The sequence below is a fragment of the Frigoribacterium sp. CFBP 13712 genome (assembly GCF_014842255.1).
Taxonomy (GTDB): Bacteria; Actinomycetota; Actinomycetes; order Actinomycetales; family Microbacteriaceae; genus Frigoribacterium.
This window is the reverse complement of the sequence record NZ_JACYVH010000006.1, coordinates 150,555-177,402: the sequence shown is the minus strand read 5'-3', so window position 1 is coordinate 177,402 and position 26,848 is coordinate 150,555. Positions and strand designations below refer to the sequence as shown.

Genomic DNA, 26,848 nt, shown 5'->3' with positions numbered 1-26,848 from the left:
CACGTCGAGCACGTGCGCCGCGACCGCGCCGCTGGCCCGCTCGCTCTCGCCCCCGCGGATCGCCCGGGCCAGGTCGAGCACGCCCGACCCCCGACCGTACGTCGACCCGACGGCGGTGAGCGTCTCGGGCTCGTCGTGGCCGAAGCGCCACAGCGTCGAGTCGCCCTCGAACATGTTCGGGTCGGGCAGCACGATGGTGCCCTCGGTGCCGCTGATCTCGACGAAGCCCGCCCGGGGCAGCGCGTTCTGGAACGAGAAGGTCGACTGCGCCGACTGCCCGCCCTCGAACTGGATCAGGGCCGCGTGGTGCGTCGGCACCTCGACGGGGAACGTCTGCCCGGCACGCGGACCGCTGCCGATGGTGCGCGTGTCGAACGACTTCGACGATACGGCGCTCACCCTGCTGGCCGAGCCGAAGGCGTGCACCAGCGTGCTGACGTAGTACGGACCCATGTCGAACAGGGGGCCCGCGCCGACGGCGAACAGGAAGTCGGGGTTGGGGTGCCACGACTCGGGGCCGGGCACGTGGAACATCGTCGTCGCCGAGAGCGGCTCGCCGATGTCGCCGCGGGCGATGGCCCGCATGGCCGACTGGATGCCGGCGCCGAGCACCGTGTCGGGTGCGCACGCGACGCGCACGCCGGCGGCGTCGGCCGCAGCCAGCAGGTCGCTGCCCGACTGGTGGTCGAGGGCCAGGGGCTTCTCGCTCCACACGTTCTTGCCGGCGGCGATGATCTGACGACCGACCTCGGCGTGCACGGCCGGGATGGTCAGGTTGACGACGATCTCGATCTCGTCGATCGCGAGCAGCTCGTCGACCGTGCCGTGCCCGGGCACGCCGTACGTCTCGGCCTGGCTGCGAGCGCGATCGAGGTCGAGGTCGGCGACGAAGAGCACCTTCAGGTCGGCGAACCTCGTCATGTTCTCGAGGTAGGTGCCGCTGATGACACCCGCGCCGATGACGCCGACGCCGACGGGCCCCGAACCGCGGGCGGCGGACGAGGTGGCCGAGGAGGCGGATGCGGCGCTCACGCGGTCGCCTCCGTGTCGTTCTCGGCGAGCCACGCGTACGACGCGGCGATGCCCTCGAACACGTCGCCCGAGTAGGCGTCGAACTCGACGACCCGGAGGGCGTGCGGTGCGGCGGCGAGGATCGCGCGCACATCGACGTCGCCCTGCCCGGCCGGGGTCTGGTTCTCGAATGCGGCGGCCAGCGCCTCCGGCACGATCAGTGCGCTCTCGCTGCTCGGCAGGGCCGTGGCGATGTCGCCGCTGACCTTGCCGTCCTTGATGTGCAGGAACTGCACGCGGTCGCCGAGCGACTTCAGCACGGCGGGGGTGTCGGCGCCGCCGACGGTGGCCCAGAAGGTGTCGAGCTCGAGCACGACGGAGGGCGAGAGCAGCTCGACGAAGAGGTCGTAGACGGGGCGGCCGTCGACCTTGTTCGTGAACTCCCACTGGTGGTTGTGGTACCCGAAGCGGAGCCCGTGACCGGCGGCCTCGTCGGCGAGGACGTTGACGCGCTCGGCGATCGCCTTGACGTCGTCGGCGGTCTGCCAGCGGTCGCTCGGGATGAACGGGTCGATGACGGTCTCGAGACCGATCTCCTTCGCGGCGTCGAAGACGCGCTGCGAGTCGTCGGCGTCGATCACGGCGCTGTGACCGGTCGGCGCCGTGACACCGGCCGCGGTCAGCGCGGCGGCGATGTCGGTGGGGTTGTCGGCGAAGCCGTACGGCTCGACCTTCGTGAAGCCGATCTCGGCCAGACGGGCGACACTGCCCGGCAGGTCGGCGGAGATCGCGTCGCGCACGCTGTAGAGCTGGACTGAGGGTGAGCTGCTCATGGGGATACTCCTTCGTTCCGGTGGTCCGATGTGAACGCCGGACACCATTCAACTACTTCTGTCGACGCACATGCAAAAGGTGTTCGATCATCGGCGGCCAGCGCGTGGAGCCGAGGAGGCGCGGGTGCGGAGCCGAGGAGGCGCGGGTCGGCTGCACCGCACCTCCTGCACCCGCTCGCACCGCACCTCCTGCACCTGCTCGCACCGCGCCTCCTGCACCCGCTCGCACCGCGCCTCCTGCCGATCCGGGCCGCGACTCCGAACCACCGGGCATGACGACCACCGCGAGCGCCACCCGCGAGATCACGACCACCGCGCCGCTGCACCGCGCCTGGGAGATCGGCACCCCGCTCGACCCCGTGGGCTTCTATCCGAAGTGGGGACCGCTGCCCGAGGTGCAGGCGGTGCACGGGCAGACCGGCGGGTGGGACGCACCCGGTCAGACGCGCCTCCTCGAGCTCTCCGGCGGCGGGTCGGTGCGCGAGACCGTCACCCGGGTCGACACGCCCTCGTTGTTCATCTACGACCTGACCGACTTCCACGGGCCGCTCGAGAAGCTCGTCTCGGGCGGCCGGGCCGCCTGGCGCTACATGCCGGACGGCGACGGGACGCGCGTGCGCTGGCGGTACTCGTTCACCGCGAAGCCGGGCGCGGGGGCGATCGTGCGCGGCATCGTGCGCTTCGCCTGGGGGCCCTACATGACCCGAGTGCTGACGGGGATCGGCGCCGAGCTCGACCGCGTGGGCGTCGAGCGCTGATCGCGGCCTGACCAGGACTTTGCACGCTCTGCAGCTTCACAGGAGCGTGGCGGCTGCTTGGCGGCACGCCCACAGCGGACTCTCACGTAGATTCATCTCGGGAGTCATCCCGACGGTCGACGCAACCCTGCTCACCGACCGCCAACGCGCCTCACAGCCCCAGCCCGAAACCCGGAGCCCAACCCCGTGAACATATCGCTGACCACCTGGCTCATCACCATCGCGGTGACGATCGCCTTCTTCGTCTACGAGTTCTTCACCCATGTGCGCAAGCCGCACGAGCCCACGATCGGCGAGTCCGCCCGCTGGTCGGCCTTCTACATCGGCCTGGCGCTGCTGTTCGGCGTCGGCATCGGCGTCACGAACGGCTGGGGCTACGGAGGCGAGTACTTCGCCGGCTACCTGACCGAGAAGGCGCTGTCGATCGACAACCTCTTCGTGTTCCTGCTGATCATGACCGGGTTCGCCATCCCGCGGATGTACCAGCAGAAGGTGCTGATGATCGGCATCGTCATCGCGCTCATCATGCGCGCGGGCTTCATCGCCGCCGGCGCCGCCCTGATCGAGAACTTCTCGTGGGTCTTCTACATCTTCGGTGCGCTGCTGTTCGTGCTCGCCTACCAGCAGCTCAAGGGCGACCACGGCGGGAACGCCGCCGACAACATGTTCGTCCGCATCGCGCGCCGCATCCTGCCGGTGCACGACGACTTCAACGGCGACAAGTTCACCGTCAAGATCTCGGGCAAGCGCTTCGTCACCCCGCTGCTGCTCTGCGTCATCGCGATCGGCTTCGTCGACCTGGTGTTCGCGCTCGACTCGATCCCCGCGATCTACGGTCTGACCAACGAGGCGTACATCGTCTTCACCGCCAACGCCTTCGCGCTGATGGGTCTGCGCCAGCTGTACTTCCTGATCGGCGGTCTGCTCGAGCGTCTCGTGTACCTGTCGCAGGGTCTCGCCGTCATCCTCGCGTTCATCGGTGTGAAGCTCGTCTTCCACGCCCTGCACGTCAACGAGGTGCCTTTCATCAACGGCGGCGAGCCGATCCTCGCGGTGCCCGAGATCCCGATCTGGTTCTCGCTGCTCTTCATCGGCGCGACGATCACGGTCGCGACGGTCGCGAGCCTCGCCAAGACCCGCGGCGACAAGAACAAGAACGACCGCGCGACCGTCGAGGGCGAGCCGGTCACGCGTGCCACGGACGACGCGAACGACAAGGGTGCGGGTCGCCACTGACCCCGCTCGTGATCCCGTGACGCCGAGGAGGCGCGGGTCGGCTGGTGCCGGCACCGCGCCTCCTTCGTGTGTGCGGGGTGCGTGGTGCCGCCAGCGCGCCAGGTTGTGGACACGACGCCGGGTTTAAGAGTGGCGTCGTGTCCATCTCCTGGCGCGGTGGCGCTGGGCGGGAACGGGAGGGTGCGGCGGGTCGGTGTCATCGGGGGCGGGTCAGCGCTGACCCGCCGCGGAGGACACGAACCCGCCGCAGGGGCGGCGGGCGCAGCATGCCGATGGTGCAGGAGGCGCGGGTCGGCAGGCGCGGGCGGGCCACGCCGCCAGCACGCCAGGTTGTGGACACGACGCCGGGTTTAAGAGTGGCGTCGTGTCCAGCTCCTGGCGCGGTGGCGCTGGGCGGGCCACGCCGCCACGGACTCGACACCCCGCCACGGGAGACGGTGGCGGGGTGGCGGGATGCCCGGCAGGAGGCGCGGGTCAGCGGGCGCGGGTGCGGAGCAGCTGCTCGTGCAGCTCGGCGGCGACCGCGTGCGGCTCGGGGGTGAGGACGGTCACGGGATCGGCGTCGGCGATCTCGATGACGACCCACGCGCCTCCTCGGAGCCGGCGGCGGTGGTCGACCGGGCTGACGGCCACGCTCAGGAGGCGCGCGACGGGCCATTCGGCGGGTGCCGTCCCCCGGAGGCGCGCGGTCGGACCGGGCACGTACCGCAGGCGCCGGTCGGACAGGGCGAACGAGCCCGGGTGACCCGCACCACCGGTCGGGAGGATCCACGCGGCGGACGTCCCCCACAGCATCCGCTCGCCCGGCTCGACGGGAAGGGTGCGCCAGGCGCCGACCTGCCGGAACTCGACGAGCTGCGTGATGAAGAGGCCGGCGAGGCAGACGAGCATGCCCCACAGGAGCAGATCGGCGGGGGTGCGGTCGTCGTCGAGCAACCTCGCCGGCGCGTAGAGACCCATCAGGACGACCGGCAGCAGGAGCTGCCACAGGGCGGCACGGCGGAGGCGCCCCTCGGACGTGCTGCGCGGCGGGTCGAGGGGGCGGCGGGTCGCACGCGTCGTCGTGCTCATGAGGGGACCCTAGCGGGCTGGCCCGGAACGGGAGGGTGCGGCGGGTCGGTGTCATCGGGGGCGGGTCAGCGCTGACCCGCCGCGGAGGACGCGAACCCGCCGCAGGGGCGCGCAGCACGCCGACGGTGCAGGAGGCGCGGGTCAGCGGGCGCGGGCGGGGTGCGGCGCCAGCACGCCAGGTCGTGGACACGACGCCGGGTTTAGGAGTGGCGTCGTGTCCATCTCCTGGCGCGGTGGCGCCGGGTGCGCCGCCACGGACTCGACACCCCGCCACGGGAGACGGTGGCGGGGTGTCGAGACGGTGGCGGGACGGCCCGGCAGGAGGCGCGGGGCGGCAGGAGCGCTCGGGTACCGTTGTCTCGACCGCTGGGAGGCGACGTGCTGGCTCGACAGGAACGCATGCTGCGTGCCGTCCTGTCCACCTCGGTCGGGGTGCTCGTCACGGCGACCGCCCACTCGCTCGGCGGGGGCGCGTTCCCGCCGCCGCTCCTCCTCGCGCTCGTGTTCGTCGCAGGCGTGCTCGGCTGCTTCGCCGCCGGCGGTCGCCGCGTCGCCCTGCCGAACCTCGTCGTCGCGATCGGCCTGCTGCAGGGGCTGCTGCACGTCGTCTTCTCGCTCGGGCACGGCTCGCTCGGGCACGGTTCGGTCGGCGTCGACCCGACCAGCGCCTCCTCGGCCGGGTCCACCGGTCACGGCGCGCACGCGCACCTCGTCACGATGCCCGACGTGGCGGCCGCATCCGGAGACATGGGCGCCATGCCGTCGGGGACGATGGTCTGGGCGCACGTCGTCGCGGGCGTCGTCACGATCATCGCGCTGCGTCTCGGGGCCTCGGCCGTGCGACAGCTGGCTCGCAGCGTCGCCGTCACGGTCGGCACCGCGATCGCGTCGTCGCACCTCGGCCGCCTCGTCACGGCGCTGATCACCGCTCTGGTCGCGGCGCTCGCGTCGGCGATCGCGGCGCTCGTCGATCCGGTCGCGCTGGTCTGTCGTCGACGGCGCCTCGTCGGCGAGCACGTCTGGGCCGCCTGCCGCCGGGCGTCGTCGCTGCTCGGCACGACGCGGGGGCTGCGGGGCCCTCCGGTCGGGGTGCTCGCCCACTGACCGCGCGGGTCGCCTGACTCGCGTGGTCCCGGCGTGCCGCCGCCCCGTCCGGGTGCGGCCGCGCCGGACGACCGCACCCCGGGGATCACCCCGCCCATCCGAAGGACCAGCATCGCCATGCGCTCGCGCACCCAGAACCGCCACGACTCTCATCTCGACTCCGTCGCCCGAACCGCCCGAACCGCCCGCGCCTCCCGCGCCTCCTCGGCCTCCCGCTCCCGTCCGTTCGCCGCGGCGCTCGTCGCCGGCGCCGCGGGGCTCGCCCTCGCCCTCGGCGCTCCCCTCGCGGCCTCGGCCCACGTCGAGCTCGAGGCCTCGTCGACCGCTCCGGCCACGCTCAGCGTGCTGACCTTCGCCGTCGGGCACGGCTGCGAGGGCTCGCCGACGACCTCGCTCGCGATCGAGCTGCCCGCCGGCGTCCAGTCGGTCACCCCCACCGTGAAGCCCGGCTGGACCATCACCGAGTCCGCCCCGCCCGCTGACCCGACCGTGCTCGAGGCGACGACCGTGACGTACACGGCCGACACCCCGCTGCCCGACGGGTTCCGCGACACGGTCGAGATCTCGGCGCTGCTGCCGGTCGACGGGCAGGCGGGCGACCTCGTCGCGTTCCCGACCGTGCAGACCTGCGAGTCGGGGTCGTACGCGTGGAGCGAGCTGCCCTCCTCCGACCCCGACGACCCCGAGCCGAACGAACCGGCGCCCGCGCTGGTGCTGACGGACGCCGCCTCGGGCGCGGGCGCGACGGACTCGGCGGACGGGTCGGCCACGACGGCCACCGCCGCCGACGCCACCGCCGCCGCGCCGATCGACGACACTGCCCGTCTGCTCGGGCTCGCCGGTCTCGCCGTCGGGGTCGTCGCCGTCGTGCTGCTGACCATCGGCCTCCGTCGCCAGCAGGAGGCCCGTCGATGAGCGCCCCCACGCACGACACCGCCGCACCCGACACCGCAGGGAGCCGAGGAGGCGCGGGTCGGCCCCCGCAGTCACCCCGCGACTCCGAGGCGGTCGCGACGGACCACTCGACGGACGGGGGCTCCGCGGTCGACGCGACCCGCGCCTCCTCGGCCGCGCCTTCTGCTGCGCCGCGCCCTGCCGCACCGCGCCGCGGCTGGTTCGCGCCGATGCTGCTGCGGCTGCACTTCTTCGCGGGGGTGCTGGTCGGGCCGTTCATCCTCGTGGCGGCGCTGACCGGGGCCGCCTACGCGCTGACCCCGTCGATCGAGCGGGTCGTGTACGCCGACGAGCTCACGGTGCCTGCTGCGAGCGCCGAGGCACCCGCGCTGCCGCTCGCCGACCAGATCGAGGCCGCCGAGCGGGTGGTGGGCGACGACGGGGCGCTGGTCGCGGTGCGGCCCGCTCCCGAGGCGGGCGACACGACGCGGGTCATGTTCACGGGCGACGACCTGATCGAGAGTCAGACCCGGGCGATCTTCGTCGACCCGGCGACCGCCGAGGTGCGGGGCGATCTGCCGGTGTACGGGACGAGCGGGGCGCTGCCGCTGCGGACCGCGGTGAGCGACTTCCACCGCAGTCTCGGGCTCGGCGACGCCGGTCGGCTGTACAGCGAGCTGGCCGCCAGCTGGCTCGGCGTGGTCGTCGTCGCGGGCGGGGCACTGTGGCTGGTGCGGTGGCGGGCGGCCCGTCGGCGGGCGCGTCCGGCGGATCGCGCCCGGGCACGACGCGGCATGCTGCGGCCTGAGACCGGCTCGACCGGTTACCGTCGCATCTTCTCGTGGCACGCGTCGACGGGGATCTGGCTGCTCGTCGGGGCGCTGTTCCTCTCGGCGACGGGCATCACGTGGTCGCAGTTCGCGGGCGAGAACGTGACCGGGTTGCGGTCGGCGCTCAGCTGGTCGAACCCCGCGCTGACGACGGCGCTGCCCACTGACGGTGCGGGGTCGGGTGCTGGGGCCGGGTCGGGATCCGGGTCGTCTGCGGCGGACGCGGCCGATGTCGCGGCCGACCCGCACGCCGGACACCACGGAGCCGAGGAGGCGCCGGTCGCCGACGCGGACCCCGCCGACTTCGACGCCGTGCTCGCCGTCGCCCGGACCGTCAACGTGAACACCGGACTGGTCGAGATCAAGCCGCCCGCCGACGCCGCGAGCGCCTGGACGGTCACCGAGATCCAGCGCAGCTTCCCGACCGAGGTCGACGCCGTGGCGGTGGACGGGTCGACGCTCGAGGTGGTCGGACGCACCGACTTCGCCGACTACCCGGTCATGGCGAAGCTCGCGCGCTGGGGTGTCGACACCCACATGGGCTCGATGTTCGGCCTGGCGAATCAGCTGCTGCTCGCGGTCACGGCGCTCGGCATCGCGGCGATGGTCGTGTTCGGGTACCTCATGTGGTGGAAGCGGCGGCCGACGCGCGGTGCGCGGGTGGGTGCTGCGCCGGCCGGGGCGCTGGCGCGCGCGCCGTGGTGGGGTGTCGCGCTGGTGCTCGCGGTCGGAGGAGTGCTGGCGCTGTTCCTGCCGCTGCTCGGGGTGACGCTGGTCGTGTTCGTGGTCGGCGACGCGCTCTGGATGGCGAGTCGACGCTGATCCGCGACCCGCGCCTCCTCGGCGCGGCGCAGCGCTGACGACTCGAGGAGGCGCGGGTCGCGACCGCCCCGCCCCCTGCCTGTGCAAATCGCGACCGCCGCCAGCCGGATCTGTGCAAATCGCGACCGCGCGCGGCTGCTCCGGCGGGCCGAACCCGACCTGTGCACGCTCACGCACTGCGAAGAACCGGGCTATGACGCCCCGAACCGCCGGAACGGTCGCGATTTGCACACCCCGGCAGGCGCGCCATGCTGTACCCGACAACCCGTGCACCCGACCACCCCGCGCCCCCGCGCACCCCCGACGTCAGGACCGAGCATGCCCCGCACGAACACCGCCGCGTTCCTGCGCGCACCGCGCACCCCGTTCGAGGTCGGCCCGGCCGCCCTGCCCGAGCCGGCTCCCGACGAGGTGGTCGTCCGGGTGCGCGCCGTCGCCGTGAACCCGCTCGACTGGGTGGTGCAGGGCACCGGGCAGCTGACGTACCGCTGGCTCGCGCATCCCGCGGTGCTCGGCACGGACGTCGGGGGCGAGGTGGTCGCGATCGGCTCGCACGTGACGCGGCTCGTGGTCGGCGACCGGGTCGCGGGGCTGGCGACCGGCACCGACAAGGGGCGCGACTCGACGCGCGAGGGGGCGTTCCAGCACTACACGGCGCTGCTCGAGCGGCTGACGACGGTGATCCCCGACGGGCTGTCGTTCGAGCGGGCCGCGGTGCTGCCGCTCGGGGTGTCGACCGCGGCGTGCGCGCTGTTCCAGGAGCGGCACCTGGGGCTGCGACTCCCGCCGACATCCCGAGGAGGCGCGGCGCCGGCCGAACGCGACCCCTCACCCACCGAAGGAGGCGCGGCACCGGCCGAGCGCGAGGTCGTCGTCGTCTGGGGCGGCTCGTCGAGCGTCGGGATGAACGCGGTGCAGCTGGCGACGGCGGCCGGCTACGACGTGCTGAGCACCGCGTCGGCCGTGAACGCCGAGACCGTGCGGGAGCTCGGAGCGACCCACGTCTACGACTACCGCGACCCCGAGGTGGTCGACAAGCTCGTCGCGGTGATCGCGGGTCGCACCGTCGCGGGGGCGGTCGCGATCGGCGCCGGCTCGACCGAGGCGTGCATCCGCCTGCTGGCCCGCACAGGAGGGACGCGCCTCGCGATCGCGAGCACCCCCGTGTCGCTCGCCGAGGTCGCGGCCGGCCGGAGGCTCATCCCGTCGGCCCTGCCGACCTTCGCGCGCCTCGGGCTGGCGACGGCGCGCTCGGCGCTGGCCGCGCGGCAGGCGGGGGTGACGGCGCGATTCATCTGGGGCAGCAGCCTGCGCGACGACGACCTCGGCGAGCGGCTCTGGGGCGAGGTGCTGCCCCGCGGTCTCGCCGACGGTTCGCTGCGTCCGATGCCGGAGGCGCTGGTCACCGGAGAAGGACTCGCCGCGATCCAGGGTGCGGTCGACCGCCAGCGGGCCGGCGTCTCGGCGCAGAAGCTCGTCGTCCGCCTGTAGAGCCGGGCCGAGGAGGCGCGGGTCGAGCCGACACCGCACTCACCGCGGGGCGAAGGTGCTGGCGCGCGTCCACCGGTGCTCACTCACGCCGGCCAGACGTCGGGCTCGGGGGCACAGCGGGCGATCAGCGCGCGGATCTCGCGGTCGTGCTGCACCGCCCAGGCGACCGCCGAGTCGAGGCTCCCCGCAGTGTGCAGCCAGGGGCGGCGCCCGCCGTCGTCACGGCAGTGCGCGTAGACGTCGAACGCGTACCCCCCGAGCACCGGGCGCATCCTGACGAAGCCGAGCGGCGCAGCCGCACCCTGCCGGATCAGCCAGAGCCCCTGCCCTCCCGGCATGGGCGGGATCGCATAAGGATGCTCGTGCGGCCGCTTCGCGAGCGCGGCGGCGGCGTTGACGAACGACGACTGGACTCCCATGCGAGCCGACGCTAGGCGAGACCTCCGACACCGGAGACCTCGGCAGCACTCACCCCTGTCGCGTGTTCCACCGGGGGTTCTTCTTGTTGATCACGTACACGCGGCCGCGGCGGCGCACCACCTGCGACCCCGGGATCGCCTTCAGAGCCTTGAGCGAGTTGCGGACCTTCACCGTGCCTCCTTCATCAGCGTCCCCAGCTTGTTACTGAGAACAGTTATCACTTAGCTTAGGGGCATGATCGAACCGCTGCCCACCCCTCGGCTCTCGCGACACCGGGGAGTCGTCCTCGTCGGCGGCCAGAGCCCAGCCCTCGTCGGACGCCTCGCCGACGAGCTCGCCGGCCCCGCCAGCCGACGACTCTCCACCGAGCGCGAGCGCCAGCCCGAGCCCCGACCCGACCTCGACCCCGACCTAGGCCCCAGTCCCGACCCGCACACCGCCGTCGACACCGTCCACCGCCTCGCGCTCGACCTCGCCCACGACGGCGCCGCGGTCGACATCGTCGCCTCGGTCGAACCCGGCACCCCGCTGCGGCCCACCGGGCTGATGCTCGGCGCGCTGCTCGACGCCGATCTGGGGCTGCCCGACGGCCGGTCGCTGTTGCAGCACGTCGTCTCCGTCGTCAGCGCGGTCGACCTCGCCGAGCTGGTGCTGGGCGGTGTCGACGACCGGTTCCGCGCCGCCGAGCACGTCGTCGAACTGGTCGAGTACGCAACCGTCGTCGCCCTCGCCGACACGGACGCCGTGCCCGCCGCCGACCGCCGGACGCTCGAGCGGCTGCTGGCGAGGCTCGCACCCGAGGCGGCGGTGCTGCCCGTCGACGAGGTGACCCGCACCTCCTTGGCGACCCGAGGAGGCGCGGCGCACCTCGGCAGCGCAGCCGGCTGGATGCAGGCCCTCTCGGAGCACACCCCCGACCTCGCCCACGACGGGACGATCACGACCTACGTCTACCGCGACGAGCGCCCGTTCCACCCCGAGCGCCTCGCCGCCGTCGTCGAGCGCACCTTCGCGCCGGGGGCCGTGGGGACGGTGCTGCGATCGCGCGGGTTCACCCAGTTCGCCACGCGGTGCGACCGGGTCGGGTCGTGGTCGAGCGTCGGGCAGATGCTGAGCCTCGACCCCACGTCGAGTCCGTCGTGGCACCCCGACTCGCCGCACGGTCAGCAGATCGCGTTCTTCGGTCTGGATCTCGACGTGGCGACGATCCGTCGTGAGCTCGACTCGTGCCTCCTGAGCGATGCCGAACTGCTGCGGGATCCGGCCGAATGGCGTGACTTCGCCGACCCGTTCCCGGTCTGGGCCGCCGGCTGAGGCCGAGGTGGGGCGGGGTCTACGGTCGAACCGGGTCGCTCCACGAGGGGAAAGGCTCATACTCGCCTGGCACAGACTCCTCAGGGAAGTCGGTCGGGAGCCGATCAGCGACAGCAGCGAGCAAGGCGCTGTAGTCGTTCGTCCAGTACGACTCGCTGTACACGACCAACGAGTACTGCCCGCTGTCACGCACCGTGTACGTCAGCCACCATCCGTCACCGGTGTCGGCGCGCACCTCGCTCTTCGTGTCACTCTCACGGGTTCCGTACTTCCACCCCTTCTCATCGAAGTACGAACTCATCGGCTCGAGATCAGCGACCGCACCACTGGCACCGTCGGGCCGGAGTGATCGGCCTGCTCGGAAGGAGTAGCTGTCGTCTCCATCCGCGCCGGGCAGAGGCTCACCGAACGACCCCGGACCGCCCGCACTGGGCAGCACATCCCCGCCGTTCCACCGCCACGAATCGTCCGACACCTGCAGCTGCGCCTCCTCGAGCACGGCCTCGATCTCCGAATACCGCTCCGCAGCCAACCCGAACTCGTCCTCCAGCGACATCCCGGCGACCTCCGCCTGCGTCAACCCCGCCGCGTCCCGTGCGTCCTCGCCTGCCGCCCCCGCCCCGGAGGCGCACCCCGCCACCGCGAACACCGTCACCACAGACAGCACCACCGCTCGAAGAACACCCCCAGATCGCATCACGATCTACGGCCGCACCGGGTCGTCCCACGAAGGGAACGGCGAGTACTCGCCCGGCACGGACTCCTGCGGGAAATCGGCCGGATCACGATCGGCGATCGCCGAGAACAACGCACGCGAGTCGTTCGTCCAGAACGGCTCGCTGTACACGGCGAGGGAGTACTGGCCGTTCGGACGAACCGTATAGGTGACCCACCACCCGTCACCGCTGTCGGCTCTCGCCTCGAAATTGCGGCCGATCTCGCGACTGCCCGACTCCCAGCCCTTCTCGTCGAAATACGCGATCATCGGATCGAGATCCGCCCGCTCACCCTCGGCACCCTCCGGCTCGAGAATCCTCCCCGCTGTGAAGAAGTACGAGTTGTCATCGTCCGCACCAGGCAGCGCCTCGCCGAACGCGTCGGCCCCCGCTGCGACAGGAAGCACGTCACCACCGTTCCAGAACCATGAGCCGTCCGAGAGCTGCACCTGCGCCTCCTCGAGCACGCCCTGCATCTCGACATACCGCTCAGCCGCCAGCCCGAACTCGTCCTCCAGCGACATCCCAGCCACCTCCGACTGAGTCATCCCCGCGGCATCCCGTGCATCCTCGCTCGCCGACCTCTCCCCGGAGGCGCACCCCGCCACCGCGAGCACCATCACCACTGACAGCACCACAGCTCGAAGAACACCCCCAGGTCGCGTCACGATCTACGGCTGAACCGGGTCGCTCCACGTGGGGAAAGGCTCATGCTCGCCCGGCACGGACTCCTCAGGGAACGGAGTCACGTCCCGCTTGCCGATCGCTAGTCGCAACTCGCCCGCGTCGTTCGTCCAGTACAGCTCGCTATACACGACCAACGAGTACTGCCCGTTGTCACGCACCGTGTACGTCAGCCACCACCCATCACCCGTGTCAGCGCGCACCTCGCTTTTCGTGCCGCTCTCGCGGGTGCCGTACTTCCACCCCTTCTCATCGAAGTACGAGCTCATCGGCTCGAGACCAGCGACCGCACCACTGGCACCCTCCGGCCGAAGCGTCCGACCCACACGGAAGTAATAGCTGTTGTCACCATCGGCCCCCGGTAATGGCTCACCGAACGACCCCGGACCGCCCGCGCTCGGCAGCACATCCCCGCCGTTCCACCGCCACGCATCATCCGACACCTGCAGCTGCGCCTCTTCGAGCACGGACTCGATCTCCGAATACCGGTCCGCAGCCAACCCGAACTCGTCCTCCAGCGACATCCCAGCGACCTCTGCCTGCGTCAACCCCGCCGCGTCCCGTGCATCCTCGCCTGTCGACCCCGCCCCGGAGGCGCACCCCGCCACCGCGAGCACCGTCACCACTGACAGCACTACGGCTCGAAGAACACCCCCAGGTCTGATCATGAACTAAGGCTGAACCGGATCGCTCCACGAGGGGAATAGTTCGTATTCGCCCGGCACAGACTCGCGCGGAAACGGTGTCACGTCCCGCTTGCCGATCGCCAGACGCAGCTCACTCGAGTCGTTCGTCCAGAACACCTCGCTGTACACATCCACCGTGTACTGCCCGTTAGGTCGAACCGTGTACATGACCCACCACCCGTCACCGGTGTCGGCCCTGGCCTCGAAGTTCCGGCCGATCTTCATGCTGCCCGACTCCCAGCCCTTCTCGTCGAAGTACTGGATCATCGGATCGAGATCGGCACGCTCGCCCGTCGTCCCCTTCAGTTTGACGTTTCGGCTGGTACGGACGTAGTAGCTGTTGTCCTCGTTGGCACCCTCAGGCGCCTCACCGTACGCATTGGCCCCACCCATGACCGGGAGCACATCACCACCGATCCAGACCCACGAGCCGTCTGAGATCTGTAGCTGCGCCTCCTCGAGCAGGCCCTGCATCTTGACGTACCGCTCCGATGCCAACCCGAACTCGTCTTCCAGCGACATCCCGGCGACCTCTGCCTGCGTCAACCCGGCGGCGTCCCGTCCACCCTGTCTCACCACGTCATCTCCGTTCTTCGCGTTCGTCCCGCAGCCTGTCGTCACGAGCACCAGGATCGTCGCCACCAACGCGGCGACATGATGCAGGCGTTGGTTCTTGACTTCGTTCATCAGTCCGGTCTTCCATTAGCGACGATCTGCGAGATGGTCTTGAGGGATGTCGTGTCCGCCGAGAGGTACCCGTTCTGGTCGGACCCGGAATCCAAGAACATGTCATGCTGCGTCACAGCCTCGGTACCCGGTCCGGCCCCGGACGAGAATACGTGCACACCGTCGACGATCGTCGGGTTCGTTCGCGTACCGAGACCGAGAGCCAGCCCGACAGGCGCGAGCCCGTCTCCCCAGGCCTGAGTCGCATAGACCTCATCGGCGTTGAGGTCATAGACCGTCGCTTCGTTCGTCAACCCCACGGAACCGTAGGAGATGAACGAGTCGACACGATGCTGGGTCAGCAGCAATGCCTCCGACGTCGTCGTCGAACCGTATGAGTGGGCCATGACGGAGTATGAGTCCGCCGGGACGTCGGCACGACTTTCATGCAGGCCGTCCATGAACGACGCAAGTTCGGCTGCCCCGGACAACGCACGAGCGGGAGACGCCACTTCGAATTCACTAGGCGAGTTGTAGCCCATCCACGAGACGACGGCATAGCTAGCGTCCGGGTTCCCTCTCACAGCGGCTCGGACCAGCTCATCCGCTGCCGTCAACGCCGACTTCATCTCCCCCGCGTTCGATTTCATCCCTGGGACGTTCACGGTTACGTTGGAAGCGGTGTCAAGGTCGCCAAGCGAGATGGCGGCCACGACGGCCCCGTCGTGCACACCAAAACCGACAAGCTGCGCAATGCTCGAGGCGCCATCCTGCCCGAGCAGTTCTTTCGCCGTTAGGTCGGCCTGGTCCACCGCCTTCCTCAGCGCGACAACCTGCTCCTCGAAGTCCTGCTCGGCCAGCGGCCCGTCCGGCACGATTCCCATCAACTGCGCTACCGCTTCTGGATTCGCGACGGCGGCATCCAGAACGGCACGGGAGGCAACGTCCCGCGAGACCGCAGGGACGCCGTCCAGGTTGGCCAGGAAGTACTGAGCAACGAGCGGCAATCCTTCAATGTATGCGTCTGACTGCGGCAGCAGCGCGTACGCCTCGGCGACCTCAGCAGGGGTGAGACCGGGCTGCAGCAGTTTGGTGAGTGCCGGTGAAGCGGCGGTGATGACCACTCCATCCAGCCGCAGGTCGGGCAGTGACGCGCCGCCCGCCGCATCGAACTCCGCCGCGATCCCCTCGATCCAGGTCGCGTCCAGTGCGTTCTCTGCCATGAGGGTGTCGAGACTCGTGATCGCCGTCGACGACTCGATGGGCACCCATGAGCATGCCGACGCGAAACGCGTCCAAGCGTTCTTCATCTGGATCACGTGCTGAGCCGTGCTCAGATCGGAAGCTCGACTCATGCCGACGAAGGTCCGCAGCACGTCTGGATCAGCTGACGAGGTTCCACCGGACGCACCGCCACGTGTGCGGTTTCGCTCGCGGGCGCTGTAGGCAACGGAGATGGGCGTCGCCCTGATCGGAACTTCCGACGGTCTTCGGTCGACGAGCTCCGAGACGAACGCCGAAGACTCCTGGAGCACATCACCAGATCCACGCTGACGTTCGCGCTCGGCCTCTCGCTTCTTCCAGTCAGACAGGTCGGAGAGACGCTGACGCTCGTCGTCAGCCTGTCGCCTGGACTCACCCACGGCAGTCATCAGGTCTGTGAGCACACCAGTCAACGACAGCGTGTCCTCGGATCGCACGATGTTGGCTTGCGTGAAGAGAGTCGCGTACGCGCCCTTGAAGTCCGCCACCACGCCCTCGACCGAGAACCGGTTCGTGAACGCTTGCTCACCCAGGTCGCTCGACGCCCCGTCCGCCGCAGCGATCAACGCATCGGCCGCGCCATCGTCGAACTCGATCGTCGTCATGCCCACCACACCCCCGCGTGAACCCACTTGTCTGTGCCTCTGAAGGTACACCCCGTCCGCCCGCGTCCCCCGCGCCTCCTGCGACACCCCGTTCCCGGCGCTGCACCCGCATCCATCGGGGTGCAGCGCCGAAAACGGGGTGCAGTGCGAGCCGAGGAGGCGCGGCGCGGCTCAGCGGGCGGCGAGCGCCTCGACCGGGGTCACCGAGGTCGCCCGGCGAGCCGGCACGAGCGCCGCCACCCCAGCCAGCACCGCTGCCGTCAGCGCCAGCCCGACGAGCAGCGGCACGGGCAGCGTCGGCGCGATCAGCATCCCCTGGTTGGCGGCCCCGAGCAGCGACTGCGCCCCGGCCCAGCCGTAGACGGTGCCGAGCACGACCCCGACGACGATCGCCGTGACGGCCATCTGCGCCGCCTCGAGCAGGATCATCCCGCGGATCTGGCCCACCGTCGACCCGACGGCGCGCAGCAGCCCCAGCTCGCGCCGCCGCTGCAGCACGCTGAGCGACATGTCGTTCACCATGCCGACCGCGGCGATCACGGCCGAGAAGCCGACGAGGCCCGCCATGACGAGCAGCGTCGTCGTGAACATGGTGTCGAGCTCGGCCGCGTAGGCAGGGTCCTGCTGGATGCTGCCGATGAAGCTGCGGAGCGTCTCGAGCGCCACCGACATCGTCGTCACCAGGGTCACGCCGATCACGATGCCGATCGTCGCCCGGGTGCTGCGCTCGGGCTGACGCACGGCGTTCTCGGCGGCCAGGCGCGCCACCTGACCCGAGCCGAACAGGCGGCCGACCGCGGCGAGCCCGGCGGGCATCACCGTGTGGGCGCCGACGACGACACCCGAGAAGGAGAGGACCCCGCCGACGAAGGCGACGAGCACGCCGGCCTCGTTCGCGAGCCCCATGAGCACCCCGGCGAGCAGCAGCACGCCGCCCCCGACGACGAGCAGCGCCGCCAGCACCGTGCGGAGCACCCGGCGGGGGCGCGAGCCGACCGGCTCCTCCTGCACGACGCCCGTGGCCTGCAGCGGGGTGACCTGCAGCACGCGACGCGAGCCGATCCAGGCGGCGGCGACCGTGGTCGCGACGACGGCGACGGCCGGCACGAGGCCGCCGACCGAGACGTACGAGTAGTCGAGGTCGGGCAGGGTGCCGCGGGCCACCAGCACGCCGACGGCGACGACGACCAGCAGGGTGCCGACGACGACGCCGATCAGCGCACCGGCGACGCCGACGACGAGCCCCTCGCGGGCGACGACCCGACGCTGGTCTCGGGCCGACGAGCCGAGCAGGCGCATCAGGGCGATCGTCGGCGTGCGACCGGCGACCACCGTGGTGAAGGTGTTGGCCGTCACGATCGCGCCGACGTAGAGGGCCAGCCCGACGAAGACCGACGCGACGAGATCGAGCATCGTCGACACGGTGCCGCTGGCCGCGACCGCCGGGTCGGACGCGATCAGCTGCTCGAAGACGTGCGACACCGAGAGCAGGGCGACGCCGAACGTGGTGCCGAGCGCGGCGACGAGCACGCTGGGGCGGTGCTCGCGCAGCTGGTCGCCGAGGGCGGAGCGGGCTGCGGCGCGGGCTCCGGTGGGCGCAGAGCCGCGGGCGCCGGTGCGGTCGACCGTGGTGGCGCTCACGCGGCGCGCTCCAGCTCGAGCATGACCTGCGAGATCTCGGCCGGCGTGCTGGCGCCGACCTCGTGCACGATGCGTCCGTCGGCGAGGAACACCACGCGGTCGGCGTAGCTCGCCGCGACGGGGTCGTGGGTGACCATGGCGATGCTCTGGCCGTGGTCGCGCGAGGCGGTGCGCAGCACCTCCAGCACGTCGCGGCCGGCCTTCGAGTCGAGGTTGCCCGTGGGCTCGTCGGCGAAGATCAGATCGGGCCGGGTGGCGAGCGCGCGGGCGATCGCGACGCGCTGCTGCTGTCCGCCCGAGAGCTGATGCGGCCGGTGCGTCAGACGCGAGTCGAGGCCGAGGGTGCCGACGAGCCAGTCGATCCAGGCGCGCTCCTCGACGGAGGCGCGGCGGCCGTCGAGCCGGAACGGCAGCTCGATGTTGGCCGACACGTCGAGCGTCGGCACGAGGTTGAACGCCTGGAAGACGAAGCCGATCCGGCGGCGGCGCAGCAGCGTCAGCTGGGTGTCGTCGAGGCGCGTGATGTCGGTGTCGCCGAGCATCACCCGGCCCGAGGTCGCCTGGTCGAGCCCGGCGGTGATGTGCATGAGCGTCGACTTGCCCGAGCCGCTCGGGCCCATCACGGCGGTGAACTGCCCGGCGCGGAGGTCGAGCGACACGTCTCGCAGAGCGTCGACGCGGCCGTCGCCGAGGCCGAACGACTTCGTGACGTTCTCGACGCGGGCGACGGGCGCCGCGCCTCCTCGGCTGGTGCGGGTGGCGGGGTGGGCTGCGGGGTGGGTCATGAGGGGGGTCCTGTCGGAGAGAGGGGTCGAGGAGGCGCGGGTCGGCACCGGCGAGGAGGCGCGGGTCGAGACCGGCGAGGAGGCGCGGGTCGAGACCGGCGCGGAGGCGCGGGTCAGCGGCGCAGCGTGCTGCCGCCGTCGTCGCCGGGCACGGCCTCGAGGGTCGTCCAGCTGGCCCAGCGGTCGTCGACGGTGGCGGTCACGCGACCGTCGCCGCACGACACGAGACCGGTCGTCGGGAGGGGCTGCGGCAGCGTCTCGGTCGGCATCGCCGGTCCGCCGAGATCGCCGTCGACGGGCTCGCAGGCGTCGAGGTCGACACCCTCCGCCGAGGTGAACGACAGCTCGTAACCGGGCTGCTCGGTGTCGAGACGCACGTCGATGTCGCGGGCGTCGGCGGGCACCCAGTCGGGCATGAACCAGGCGACGTCGTCGGAGGTGCGCGAGCTCGGAGCATCGGCGTACGTGTCGTAGTGGCGCTGCTGCACCTGCTCGCTGCCGAGGGCCTCCTCGGCGGCGCTGACCATCGACGAGCAGCCGGTCAGGGCGGCGATGCCGGCGACTCCGAGGGCGGCGAGCGCCCCGGCGCGCAGACGGCGGCGGGTGGTGGTGGGCGTGGTGGGGGCGGCGTGATCTTCCATGCCTACGATCCTCGCGACGTGCGCCGCGCGGCCCTATGACGCCCGCACCCAGACCCGCGCGGGGGTTATCCCCCTGGCTGCCCGCGGCGGGTCCGCCGCCGCCGCACCGAAGAACCGCGTTCGCGAAGATGAACTGCGATGTATCGCGGTTCATCTTCGCGAACGCGGTTCATGGCGCGGCGCGGGCGACGGGGCGGGGCGGGGCGGGGCGGCGGCTACCGATGGGGGTGCGTCGTCACTCCGACCAGCCGGGGGTCGGTCAGGGAGACGGGGTGCACGTCGCCGGTGAGCAGGATGCGCGCCTCCGTCTCGCGGGCGTCGCACGACGGGCCCACCCACAGCTCGACGTCGCCGGGCTCGACGACGCGACGGCCGTGCCGGTCGGTGAACGCCAGACGGGAGGTGGGCACATCGAACTCGACCCGCGCCTCCTGACCCGGTTCGAGCGTCACCCGGGCGTAGCCGAGCAGCTGCGCGACCGGCCTCGTGACCGAGCCGATCACGTCGCGGGCGTAGAGCTGCACGAGGTCGGTGCCGCGCCGGTCACCCGTGTTGGCGACGCGCACCGAGGCGGTGAACGAGCCTCCGGCGGCCACTTCCGCGGCCGAACCCGCCGAGCCGGCCGAACCCGACGAGCCGGCCGGCGACCCGACCACCAGGTCGGTCCGCTCGAACGTCGTGTACGACAGCCCGTGGCCGAACGGCAGCACCGGCGTGCTGTCGGCGCTCGCCACCTCCGAGGGGCCGCCGAGCACGGGGTGCAGGTACGAGAACGGCTGCGCTCCTGCCGAACGGGGCAGCGACACGGGCAGGTGACCCGAGGGCTCGACGCTCCCGGTGAGGACGCCCGCGACGGCGGCGCCGCCCTCCTCCCCCGGGAAGAACGCCTGCACGACGGCCGCCGGCGCCCCCGCGCCACCGACCGCCCACCCGATCGCATAGGGCCGCCCCGACAGCACGACCATCACCACGGGCGTGCCGGTGGCGACGACCGCCTCCACCAGGTCACGCTGCACCCCCGGCAGCTCGAGGCTCTCGACGTCGTTGCCCTCGCCGACGGTGCCGCGACCGAACAGGCCGGCGCGGTCGCCGACCACCACGATCGCCACCTCGGCGTCGCGGGCGGCGGCCACGGCCTCGTCGATGCGCGACCGGTCGTCGCCCTCGACGTCGCAGCCCGCCACGACCGTGACATCGGCGCCCGGCAGCTCGAGCCGCAGCGCGTCGGCGACGGTCGGCAGCTCGATGCCGAGCGGCACTCCCGGGTGGTGCGCCAGCACGTGGTTGACGAACGAGTAGCAGCCCATCAGGGCCTCGGCGCTGTCGCCGTTCGGCCCGAGCACCACGATCGAGGCCGGGCCCGCACCCGCACCCACCAGCGGCAGCACCCCGTCGTTCGTCAGCACGACGACCGACTCGTCCGCCAGTCGACGTGCGACGGCGCGGTGCTCCCTCGAGTCGAGGTCGAACGCGGCGGGCGGCGGCGTCTCGAAGGTCTCGTCGAGGAGGCCGAGCTCCTCCTTCTGCGCGAGCACGCGCAGCACGGCCCGATCGACCAGCGCCTCGTCGACCAGCCCGGCGCGCACCCGCTCGGCCAGCGGCGCGAGGTACGCGTCGCCGGTCGGCAGCTCGACGTCGATGCCGGCCTCGAGGGCCAGCGCGGCGGCCTCGCCCCGATCGGCCGCCACCGCGTGCATCACCTGCAGGAACGCCACCGAGAAGTAGTCCGACACGACGACCCCGTCGAACCCCCACCGGCGGCGCAGCAGATCGGTCAGGTACGACGGGGTCCCGGCGACGGGCACCCCGTCGATCTCGGCGTACGAGTTCATCACCGAGCGGACCCCGCCGTCGAGCACGGCCATCTCGAACGGCGGCAGCAGGACGTCCTCGACGAACCGCGGCCCGATCTGCGCCGGGGCGTGGTTGCGCCCCCCCGCCGACGCCGAGTACCCGACGAAGTGCTTCAGCGTCGCATGCACCCCGGCGTTCTGCAGCCCCCTCACGTAGGCGGTGCCGATGGTGCCCACCACGTACGGGTCCTCGGCGATGCACTCGTCGACCCGCCCCCAGCGCGGGTCGCGGATCACGTCGAGCACGGGTGCGAGCCCCTGGTGCACCCCGAGCTCGCGCATCGACCCGCCGATCAGCTCGGCCATCCGCTCCACCAGCTCGGGGTCGAACGACGCGCCCCAGGCGAGCGGCGTCGGGAAGGTCGCGGCCTGCCAGGCGGCGAGCCCGGTCAGGCACTCCTCGTGCACGAGGGCCGGGATCCCGAGACGGGTCTCGTCGCGCAGGCGACGCTGTTCGCGCCACAACCAGGAGGCGCGCTCGGCGGGGTCGACCGGTCGCGTCCCGTAGACCCGCGTCAGGTGCCCGAGTCCGTGCCGGGTGGCCTCCTCGTAGTCGCCCGAGGTGGCCATCTCGCCCTGCATCGGCGCCACGTTCTCGGCCCCCTGGTCGACCCACCAGCCGACCAGCTGCGCCAGCTTCTCGTCGAGGGTCATGTCGGCGAGCAGAGCGGAGACCCGGCCGGAGGCACGGGGTTCGCCCCGCAGGAGGGTCGCCTCGGCCGTGTCGGTCGCGGGAGACTGCGGTCGCTGGGCGGTGTCGGTCATGTCGGCTCGCGCCTCCTGGTCTGAGGGGTTCTGCACCGTCTCGGTGACGGTGTCGGCGGCGGTCATCCCTTGACCGCCCCGGTGAGTCCGCCGACGATGCGGCGCTCGAAGAGGCTGAAGAAGATCAGCGCGGGCAGCATCGACAGCGCCGTGAAGGCGAGCACCCGGGCGGTGTCGACCGAGTACTGCGACGAGAACGCCTGCACGCCGAGCGGCAGGGTGAACGTCGACGGGTCGTTGAGGATGAACAGCGGCAGCAGATACGAGTTCCACGCGCCGATGAACGCCAGGATGCCCACGGTGATCACGCCGGGCAGCGACAGGCGCACCACCATGCGGAAGAAGAAGCCGAGGCGGCTGCAGCCGTCGATGAACGCGGCCTCCTCGATCTCGTCGGGGATCGCGCGGAGGAACGGCACGAGGATGATGATCGTCGTCGGCAGGGCGAACGCGATCTGCGGCAGGATGACCCCGGCCAGCGAGTTCGTCAGCCCCAGGTCGCGGATGACGAGGTACAGCGGCGTGATCGCGACGGTCATCGGGAACATCAACCCGGCGGCGAACATCGCGTAGAGCACGCCGCGACCGGCGAAGCGGTAGCGGGCCAGCACGTAGCTCGCGGCGAGACCGAGCGCGACGGTGCCGATGGTGGTCGCCCCGGCCGAGATCAGCGAGTTGCCGACCTGCCGCCAGAAGGTTCCCTCGGTCAGCACGTCGAGGTAGTTGCCGATCTGCCACGGGCTCGGGAACCCCGACGGGTCGGTCGTGATCTGCGCGTTCGTGCGGAACCCGCCGAGCACGATGAACGCGACGGGCGCGAGCATCGCCACGATGACGACCAGGGCGACCACGTACGCGACGCCGCGTCCGGGATCGGCGATCCCGCGCCTCCTTCGCTTCGGCGGTCGGTCGTCGGTGGAGGCGGACCCGCGGCCCCGAGGAGGCGCGGCGAGGGTCGAGGCGGTCATCGTTCTTCTCCTGCGGTGGTGGCGGAGGTCGTCACGGCGCCGGCCGTGTCGCGACGCAGCACGTAGCGCTGGTACACGAGGGCGACGACGAGCGAGATGAGGAACAGCACGACCGCGACGGCGTTGCCGTAGCCGTAGCTGCCCGAGGTGCGGCCGTTCGCGACCATGTAGGTGGCCATCGTCGAGGTGCCGGCGGTGGCCGCGATGTACTGACCCCAGATGATGTAGACGAGGTCGAACAGCTGCAGCGAGCCGATGATCGACAGGAACGCCCAGATGCGCAGCGTCGGGCCGAGCAGCGGCAGCGTGATGCGGCGCTGGATCTGCCACCAGCTGGCGCCGTCGATGGCCGCGGCCTCGCTGAGCTCCTCGGGGACGCCCTGCAGACCGGCGAGGAACAGGATGACGGCGAAGCCGACGTACTTCCAGGTGATGATGACGAGCAGGGTCCAGATGGCGATGCTCGGGTCGGCGAGCCAGTCCTGCGCGAGCGAGCCGAGGCCGATCTTCGTCAGCATGTCGTTGACGGCGCCGCTGCCCTGCAGCATGAGGCTCCAGCCGGTGCCGACGACGACCTCGCTGATGACGTAGGGCACGAAGATCAGCACGCGGATCAGCGACTGACCGCGGAGCTTCCGGTTCAGCAGCAGCGCCAGACCGATCGCTACCGGGCCCTGCAGCACGAGCGAGAGCACCACGATGGTCGCGTTGTGGCGGAGGGCGTCGAGGAACGCGACGTCCTGGAAGATCGTCAGGTAGTTGCGGAACCCGACGAAGTCGGTCGGCGCCCCGAAGCCCGACCAGCTGAAGAAGCCGTAGTAGGCGGCCATGACGATCGGGAACACCACGAACGCCAGGAACACCACGAGGGCGGGCCCGACGAGCAGGGCGATCTCGAGACCCCGGGCGCCACGCCCCTTCCGGGACACGGCCCGGGAGGCCGCCGGGGGCGATGCGAGCGCATCGCCCCCGGCGGTGGCGTGAGCCCGCGAGGGTGCGGCGGGCCGCACGGAGGGTTCGCGGAGACTCACGATGCGACCCCTACGCCTTCTTGGCGGCGGCGTCGACGGCCTCGACGAACTGCTCGGGCGTGCCGTCGCCCGAGAGCAGGTCGACCACGGCGACGTTCATCGCGTTGCCGACGTTCAGGCCGTAGACGGTGTCGAGCCACTGCGACACGAACGGGGCGTCGTTGTAGGCGGTCAGGACGTCCTGCAGGTAGGGCTCGGTGACCGACTCCTGCGCGACCGTGTTGACCGGAGGCGCGTTGAAGGCCTTGTAGTAGGCCGTCTGGACGTCGGGGGTCGCGAGGTAGTTCAGGAAGTCGACGCACGAGTCGGGAGCATCGGTCGAGCACGAGTACCCGTCGACGCCGCCCATGATGGCGCCGGTCTCGCCGTCGCCGCCCTCGATCTCGGGGAACGGGAACCAGCCCAGGTCGGGCAGCGGCTTCTCGTCGGGGGTCAGCGAGGCGATGACGCCGGGGTTCCAGGCGCCCATCAGCTCCATGCCGGCCTGCTTGTTGGCGATGAGGCCGGCCGAGCTGCCGGCGCCCTGCTGGGCGGCGGTGGTGAGGAAGCCCTCGTTGAACGGCTCGGTGTCACGGAAGTCGGCGAGGTCCTGGGCGGCGTCGACCCAGCACTGGTCGCTGAAGTCGCGGTCGGTCGCGGCCTGCTCGAGCACGTCGCTGCTGCAGGCGCGCAGGGCGAAGAAGAAGTACCAGTGCGCGGCGGGCCAGGCGTCCTTGCCGCCGAGCGCGACGGGCTGCACGTCGGCGTCCTTCAGCTTCGAGACCGCGTCGTCGAGCTCGTCGATCGTGGTCGGCGCCGCGTCGATGCCGGCCTCGGAGAAGAGGTCCTGGCTGTACCAGAAGCCACCGGGCAGCACGGCGACGGGCATCGCGTAGACCTTGCCGTCGACCGAGCCGGCGCCGAAGGTGCCCTCGCTGATGTCGGCCCGGGCGTCGTCCGAGATGCCGTCGCTGATGTCCTTCACCTGGCCGGCCTCGACCATCGCCGAGAGCTTGCCGCCGCCGCGCTGGAGGAACACGTCGGGCGCGTCGCCCGAGTTCAGGGCGGTCTGCAGCTTGCTGTCGAAGTCCTCGTTCTGCACGGTCTGGACGTCGATCGTCACGCCGGGGTTGGCCTCCTCGAAGTCGGCCGCGGCCTTCACCCAGAAGTCCTGCCCGGGGCCGGTGGTCGAGTTCTGCCAGAGGGTGAGCGAGCCGTCGTCGTCTCCCCCGCCTCCTCCGGTGCTGCAGCCGGTCAGCAGTCCCGCTCCGATCAGCAGGGCCGCAGACCCGGCCAGGAGCCGTCGAGATGTGGTCATGGTTCCACCTTTTCCTCTTCGTTGAGCGGCCGTGGTCGGCCGAGCGCGCCGTGCTCCGATGCGCGGCGTCGCCTCAGTGTCGAAAACGGCTGCGCAGGTGTCAAACGTTTTCGAAAACCATTTCGACGTGACTAGGATTCGGCTCGTGATGACGAGTCGGGTGACCATCCACGACGTGGCGAAGGCCGCCGGCGTCTCGACGGCGACCGTGTCGAAGGCCGTCAACGGGCGGTACGGGGTCTCGCCCCAGGCGATCGAGCGCGTCATGGCCGCGGTCGACGAGCTCGGCTACGAGTCGAGCCTCGTCGCGAGCAGCATGCGCGCCCGGCGCACCGGGGTGATCGGCGTGCTCGTCGCCGACTTCGAGCCGTTCAGCTCGGAGGTGCTGAAGGGCGTCGGCGCGGCCGTCCGCTCGCGCGGCTCGGAGTACGACCTGCTCGCCTACAGCGGCGCCCACCACGGCGAGAACAGCGGGTGGGAGCGCCGGTCGCTCAGCCGGTTGAGCGGCACCCTCATCGACGGGGCCATCCTCGTGACGCCGTCGGTGCTGACGACGACCGTGAGCATCCCGGTCGTGGCCGTCGACCCGCACACCGGTCGCACCGACCTGCCCTCCGTCGAGGCCGACAGCCGCGGCGGGGCCCTGCTCGCCGTCGAGCACCTGCTGGCGCTCGGGCACCGCCGCATCGGGTTCCTGTCGGGGCGACCCGACCTGCGCTCGGCGTCGCTGCGCGAGGCCGGCTACGTGCAGGCGCTCCGGGCGGCGGGCATCACGCGCGACCCCTGCCTGACCCGGCACGGCGACTTCGAGCTGACGACGGCGCGGCAGGCCGCCCGCTCGCTGCTGACCCAGGCCGACCGGCCGACCGCCGTGTTCGCGACGAACGACCTGTCGGCGATCGCGCTGCTGCGCACGGCGCTCGAGCTCGGGCTGCGGGTGCCGGACGACCTCAGCATCGTCGGCTTCGACGACATCCCCGAGGCGTCGCGCGAGTCCCCGCCGCTGACCACCGTGCAGCAGCCGATGCAGCGGCTCGGGAGCGCGGCGGCGGGCATGCTCTTCACGATGCTCGACGGGGGTGCGCCGACGACGCCCGAGGTGCAGCTGCCGACGCGCCTGGTCGTGCGCGGCACCACCGCCCCGCCGGCCGCGCGCGGCGCCTGACCCCGCACCGGCCGCCGCGCGCGGGCGCCTCCCGCAGCGCCTGACGCGCGCGCAGCGCCTGCCGCCGGCGAACCATGAACCGCGTTCGCGAAGATGAACCGCGTTCTATCGCGGTTCATCTTCGCGAACGCGGTTCATCGCCAGGCGGGACACCGGCGGGAGGCGCGCCAGGCGGGAGGCCGGCGCGGGCCGGGGGCACGCGGGCGGGAGGCACCGGCAGGAGGCGCGGTGCCGGTCTCGCGGGCCGCACCGGCTACGATCCACGAAGGGCACCCGGGTGCTCGGACGACGTCGTCCT

25 protein-coding genes are annotated in these 26,848 nt (G+C 71.6%); 8 read left to right on the top strand and 17 right to left on the bottom strand.

What is annotated here, in order from left to right; genetic code table 11:
* The coding region (locus IFT51_RS11860; protein ID WP_192061278.1) for a Gfo/Idh/MocA family oxidoreductase at nt 1-1,032 on the bottom strand (1,032 nt) is incomplete at its 3' end.
* Nucleotides 1,029-1,844 (bottom strand): sugar phosphate isomerase/epimerase, encoded by an 816-nt coding sequence (locus IFT51_RS11855; protein WP_192061277.1) that lies wholly within the window; start codon nt 1,842-1,844, stop codon nt 1,029-1,031. The genes IFT51_RS11860 and IFT51_RS11855, both read right to left, overlap by 4 nt.
* 272 nt (nt 1,845-2,116) lie before the next feature.
* Here IFT51_RS11855 and IFT51_RS11850 point away from each other — a divergent pair, with 272 nt between their 5' ends.
* Together IFT51_RS11850 and IFT51_RS11845 are read left to right on the top strand one after the other, a co-directional pair.
* Nucleotides 2,117-2,602 (top strand): SRPBCC family protein, encoded by a 486-nt coding sequence (locus IFT51_RS11850; protein WP_192061276.1) that lies wholly within the window; start codon nt 2,117-2,119, stop codon nt 2,600-2,602.
* Between the two features lie 186 nt (nt 2,603-2,788).
* Nucleotides 2,789-3,838 (top strand): TerC family protein, encoded by a 1,050-nt coding sequence (locus tag IFT51_RS11845; protein WP_192061275.1) that lies wholly within the window; start codon nt 2,789-2,791, stop codon nt 3,836-3,838.
* Between the two features lie 474 nt (nt 3,839-4,312).
* On the opposite strand, the gene IFT51_RS11840 is transcribed toward IFT51_RS11845, so the two are convergent.
* Complete coding sequence (locus IFT51_RS11840) at nt 4,313-4,909, bottom strand: hypothetical protein (protein WP_192061274.1); 597 nt, start codon at nt 4,907-4,909, stop codon at nt 4,313-4,315.
* A 399-nt stretch (nt 4,910-5,308) separates the two neighbouring features.
* Between IFT51_RS11840 and IFT51_RS11835 the strand changes: the two genes are divergently transcribed.
* The 4 genes from IFT51_RS11835 to IFT51_RS11820 all read left to right on the top strand — a co-directional run bounded on the left by IFT51_RS11835 (nt 5,309) and on the right by IFT51_RS11820 (nt 10,050).
* On the top strand, nt 5,309-6,013 hold the full coding sequence (locus IFT51_RS11835; protein WP_192061273.1) for a hypothetical protein: 705 nt from the start codon (nt 5,309-5,311) through the stop codon (nt 6,011-6,013).
* 117 nt (nt 6,014-6,130) lie between these two features.
* Nucleotides 6,131-6,928, top strand: coding sequence for a YcnI family protein (locus IFT51_RS11830; RefSeq protein ID WP_192061272.1), 798 nt, complete (start codon nt 6,131-6,133; stop codon nt 6,926-6,928).
* On the top strand, nt 6,925-8,559 hold the full coding sequence (locus tag IFT51_RS11825; RefSeq protein WP_192061271.1) for a PepSY domain-containing protein: 1,635 nt from the start codon (nt 6,925-6,927) through the stop codon (nt 8,557-8,559). The genes IFT51_RS11830 and IFT51_RS11825 overlap by 4 nt, the downstream gene beginning before the upstream one ends.
* Before the next feature lie 318 nt (nt 8,560-8,877).
* Nucleotides 8,878-10,050: a zinc-binding alcohol dehydrogenase family protein gene (locus IFT51_RS11820; protein ID WP_192061270.1), complete on the top strand. Its 1,173-nt coding sequence runs from the start codon at nt 8,878-8,880 to the stop codon at nt 10,048-10,050.
* A gap of 83 nt (nt 10,051-10,133) precedes the next feature.
* On the opposite strand, the gene IFT51_RS11815 is transcribed toward IFT51_RS11820, so the two are convergent.
* Together IFT51_RS11815 and ykgO are read right to left on the bottom strand one after the other, a co-directional pair.
* A complete protein-coding gene (locus tag IFT51_RS11815; protein WP_192061269.1) occupies nt 10,134-10,469 on the bottom strand; it encodes a hypothetical protein in 336 nt (111 codons plus the stop codon).
* A gap of 49 nt (nt 10,470-10,518) precedes the next feature.
* Nucleotides 10,519-10,641, bottom strand: coding sequence for a type B 50S ribosomal protein L36 (gene ykgO, locus IFT51_RS11810; RefSeq protein ID WP_192061268.1), 123 nt, complete (start codon nt 10,639-10,641; stop codon nt 10,519-10,521).
* Nucleotides 10,642-10,704: 63 nt separating this feature from the next.
* Between ykgO and IFT51_RS11805 the strand changes: the two genes are divergently transcribed.
* Complete coding sequence (locus IFT51_RS11805) at nt 10,705-11,784, top strand: GTP-binding protein (RefSeq protein WP_192061267.1); 1,080 nt, start codon at nt 10,705-10,707, stop codon at nt 11,782-11,784.
* A 19-nt stretch (nt 11,785-11,803) separates the two neighbouring features.
* Here IFT51_RS11805 and IFT51_RS11800 read toward each other — a convergent pair whose 3' ends face one another.
* The 12 genes from IFT51_RS11800 to IFT51_RS11745 form a co-directional block, all read right to left on the bottom strand.
* The gene (locus tag IFT51_RS11800; protein ID WP_192061266.1) at nt 11,804-12,454 is read right to left on the bottom strand and encodes a hypothetical protein; all 651 of its coding nucleotides are present in this window, start codon (nt 12,452-12,454) and stop codon (nt 11,804-11,806) included.
* Between the two features lie 33 nt (nt 12,455-12,487).
* Nucleotides 12,488-13,024, bottom strand: a complete 537-nt coding sequence (locus tag IFT51_RS11795) for a hypothetical protein (RefSeq protein WP_192061265.1) — start codon at nt 13,022-13,024, stop codon at nt 12,488-12,490.
* A 147-nt stretch (nt 13,025-13,171) separates the two neighbouring features.
* Nucleotides 13,172-13,852 carry a hypothetical protein gene (locus tag IFT51_RS11790; RefSeq protein ID WP_192061264.1) on the bottom strand — a complete coding sequence of 227 codons (681 nt, stop codon included), beginning with the start codon at nt 13,850-13,852 and terminating at the stop codon, nt 13,172-13,174.
* Nucleotides 13,853-13,855: 3 nt separating this feature from the next.
* Entirely contained in the window at nt 13,856-14,557 is a 702-nt protein-coding gene (locus IFT51_RS11785) for a hypothetical protein (RefSeq protein ID WP_192061263.1), read from the bottom strand.
* On the bottom strand, nt 14,557-16,404 hold the full coding sequence (locus IFT51_RS11780) for an alpha/beta hydrolase (RefSeq protein ID WP_192061262.1): 1,848 nt from the start codon (nt 16,402-16,404) through the stop codon (nt 14,557-14,559). Before IFT51_RS11780 ends, IFT51_RS11785 begins: the two co-directional genes overlap by 1 nt.
* Before the next feature lie 171 nt (nt 16,405-16,575).
* A complete protein-coding gene (locus IFT51_RS11775) occupies nt 16,576-18,045 on the bottom strand; it encodes an FtsX-like permease family protein (protein ID WP_371740775.1) in 1,470 nt (489 codons plus the stop codon).
* Entirely contained in the window at nt 18,042-18,830 is a 789-nt protein-coding gene (locus IFT51_RS11770; RefSeq protein WP_192061261.1) for an ABC transporter ATP-binding protein, read from the bottom strand. Before IFT51_RS11770 ends, IFT51_RS11775 begins: the two co-directional genes overlap by 4 nt.
* A 113-nt stretch (nt 18,831-18,943) precedes the next feature.
* Complete coding sequence (locus IFT51_RS11765; RefSeq protein WP_192061260.1) at nt 18,944-19,471, bottom strand: hypothetical protein; 528 nt, start codon at nt 19,469-19,471, stop codon at nt 18,944-18,946.
* A 215-nt stretch (nt 19,472-19,686) separates the two neighbouring features.
* Nucleotides 19,687-21,978, bottom strand: a complete 2,292-nt coding sequence (locus IFT51_RS11760; protein WP_244637262.1) for a glycoside hydrolase family 3 N-terminal domain-containing protein — start codon at nt 21,976-21,978, stop codon at nt 19,687-19,689.
* Nucleotides 21,979-22,151: 173 nt separating this feature from the next.
* Nucleotides 22,152-23,057, bottom strand: a complete 906-nt coding sequence (locus IFT51_RS11755) for a carbohydrate ABC transporter permease (protein ID WP_192061259.1) — start codon at nt 23,055-23,057, stop codon at nt 22,152-22,154.
* Nucleotides 23,054-24,088 carry an ABC transporter permease subunit gene (locus IFT51_RS11750; protein WP_192061258.1) on the bottom strand — a complete coding sequence of 345 codons (1,035 nt, stop codon included), beginning with the start codon at nt 24,086-24,088 and terminating at the stop codon, nt 23,054-23,056. The genes IFT51_RS11755 and IFT51_RS11750 overlap by 4 nt, the downstream gene beginning before the upstream one ends.
* A gap of 10 nt (nt 24,089-24,098) precedes the next feature.
* The gene (locus tag IFT51_RS11745) at nt 24,099-25,385 is read right to left on the bottom strand and encodes an ABC transporter substrate-binding protein (protein WP_192061257.1); all 1,287 of its coding nucleotides are present in this window, start codon (nt 25,383-25,385) and stop codon (nt 24,099-24,101) included.
* Between the two features lie 148 nt (nt 25,386-25,533).
* Between IFT51_RS11745 and IFT51_RS11740 the strand changes: the two genes are divergently transcribed.
* Nucleotides 25,534-26,550, top strand: a complete 1,017-nt coding sequence (locus IFT51_RS11740; protein ID WP_192061295.1) for a LacI family DNA-binding transcriptional regulator — start codon at nt 25,534-25,536, stop codon at nt 26,548-26,550.
* The last annotated feature ends 298 nt before the right edge of the window (nt 26,551-26,848 follow it).

What these genes read in the sequence shown, in the direction of transcription:
- IFT51_RS11855 (WP_192061277.1), bottom strand. Translation starts at nt 1,844, where the DNA reads ATGAGCAGCTCACCCTCAGTCCAGCTCTACAGCGTGCGCGACGCGATC.
- IFT51_RS11850 (WP_192061276.1), top strand. Translation starts at nt 2,117, where the DNA reads ATGACGACCACCGCGAGCGCCACCCGCGAGATCACGACCACCGCGCCG.
- IFT51_RS11840 (WP_192061274.1), bottom strand. Translation starts at nt 4,909, where the DNA reads ATGAGCACGACGACGCGTGCGACCCGCCGCCCCCTCGACCCGCCGCGC.
- IFT51_RS11835 (WP_192061273.1), top strand. Translation starts at nt 5,309, where the DNA reads ATGCTGCGTGCCGTCCTGTCCACCTCGGTCGGGGTGCTCGTCACGGCG.
- IFT51_RS11830 (WP_192061272.1), top strand. Translation starts at nt 6,131, where the DNA reads ATGCGCTCGCGCACCCAGAACCGCCACGACTCTCATCTCGACTCCGTC.
- IFT51_RS11825 (WP_192061271.1), top strand. Translation starts at nt 6,925, where the DNA reads ATGAGCGCCCCCACGCACGACACCGCCGCACCCGACACCGCAGGGAGC.
- IFT51_RS11820 (WP_192061270.1), top strand. Translation starts at nt 8,878, where the DNA reads ATGCCCCGCACGAACACCGCCGCGTTCCTGCGCGCACCGCGCACCCCG.
- IFT51_RS11815 (WP_192061269.1), bottom strand. Translation starts at nt 10,469, where the DNA reads ATGGGAGTCCAGTCGTCGTTCGTCAACGCCGCCGCCGCGCTCGCGAAG.
- IFT51_RS11805 (WP_192061267.1), top strand. Translation starts at nt 10,705, where the DNA reads ATGATCGAACCGCTGCCCACCCCTCGGCTCTCGCGACACCGGGGAGTC.
- IFT51_RS11795 (WP_192061265.1), bottom strand. Translation starts at nt 13,024, where the DNA reads ATGTCGCTGGAGGACGAGTTCGGGCTGGCGGCTGAGCGGTATGTCGAG.
- IFT51_RS11790 (WP_192061264.1), bottom strand. Translation starts at nt 13,852, where the DNA reads ATGATCAGACCTGGGGGTGTTCTTCGAGCCGTAGTGCTGTCAGTGGTG.
- IFT51_RS11785 (WP_192061263.1), bottom strand. Translation starts at nt 14,557, where the DNA reads ATGAACGAAGTCAAGAACCAACGCCTGCATCATGTCGCCGCGTTGGTG.
- IFT51_RS11780 (WP_192061262.1), bottom strand. Translation starts at nt 16,404, where the DNA reads ATGACGACGATCGAGTTCGACGATGGCGCGGCCGATGCGTTGATCGCT.
- IFT51_RS11770 (WP_192061261.1), bottom strand. Translation starts at nt 18,830, where the DNA reads ATGACCCACCCCGCAGCCCACCCCGCCACCCGCACCAGCCGAGGAGGC.
- IFT51_RS11765 (WP_192061260.1), bottom strand. Translation starts at nt 19,471, where the DNA reads ATGGAAGATCACGCCGCCCCCACCACGCCCACCACCACCCGCCGCCGT.
- IFT51_RS11760 (WP_244637262.1), bottom strand. Translation starts at nt 21,978, where the DNA reads ATGACCCTCGACGAGAAGCTGGCGCAGCTGGTCGGCTGGTGGGTCGAC.
- IFT51_RS11755 (WP_192061259.1), bottom strand. Translation starts at nt 23,057, where the DNA reads ATGACCGCCTCGACCCTCGCCGCGCCTCCTCGGGGCCGCGGGTCCGCC.
- IFT51_RS11745 (WP_192061257.1), bottom strand. Translation starts at nt 25,385, where the DNA reads ATGACCACATCTCGACGGCTCCTGGCCGGGTCTGCGGCCCTGCTGATC.
- IFT51_RS11740 (WP_192061295.1), top strand. Translation starts at nt 25,534, where the DNA reads ATGACGAGTCGGGTGACCATCCACGACGTGGCGAAGGCCGCCGGCGTC.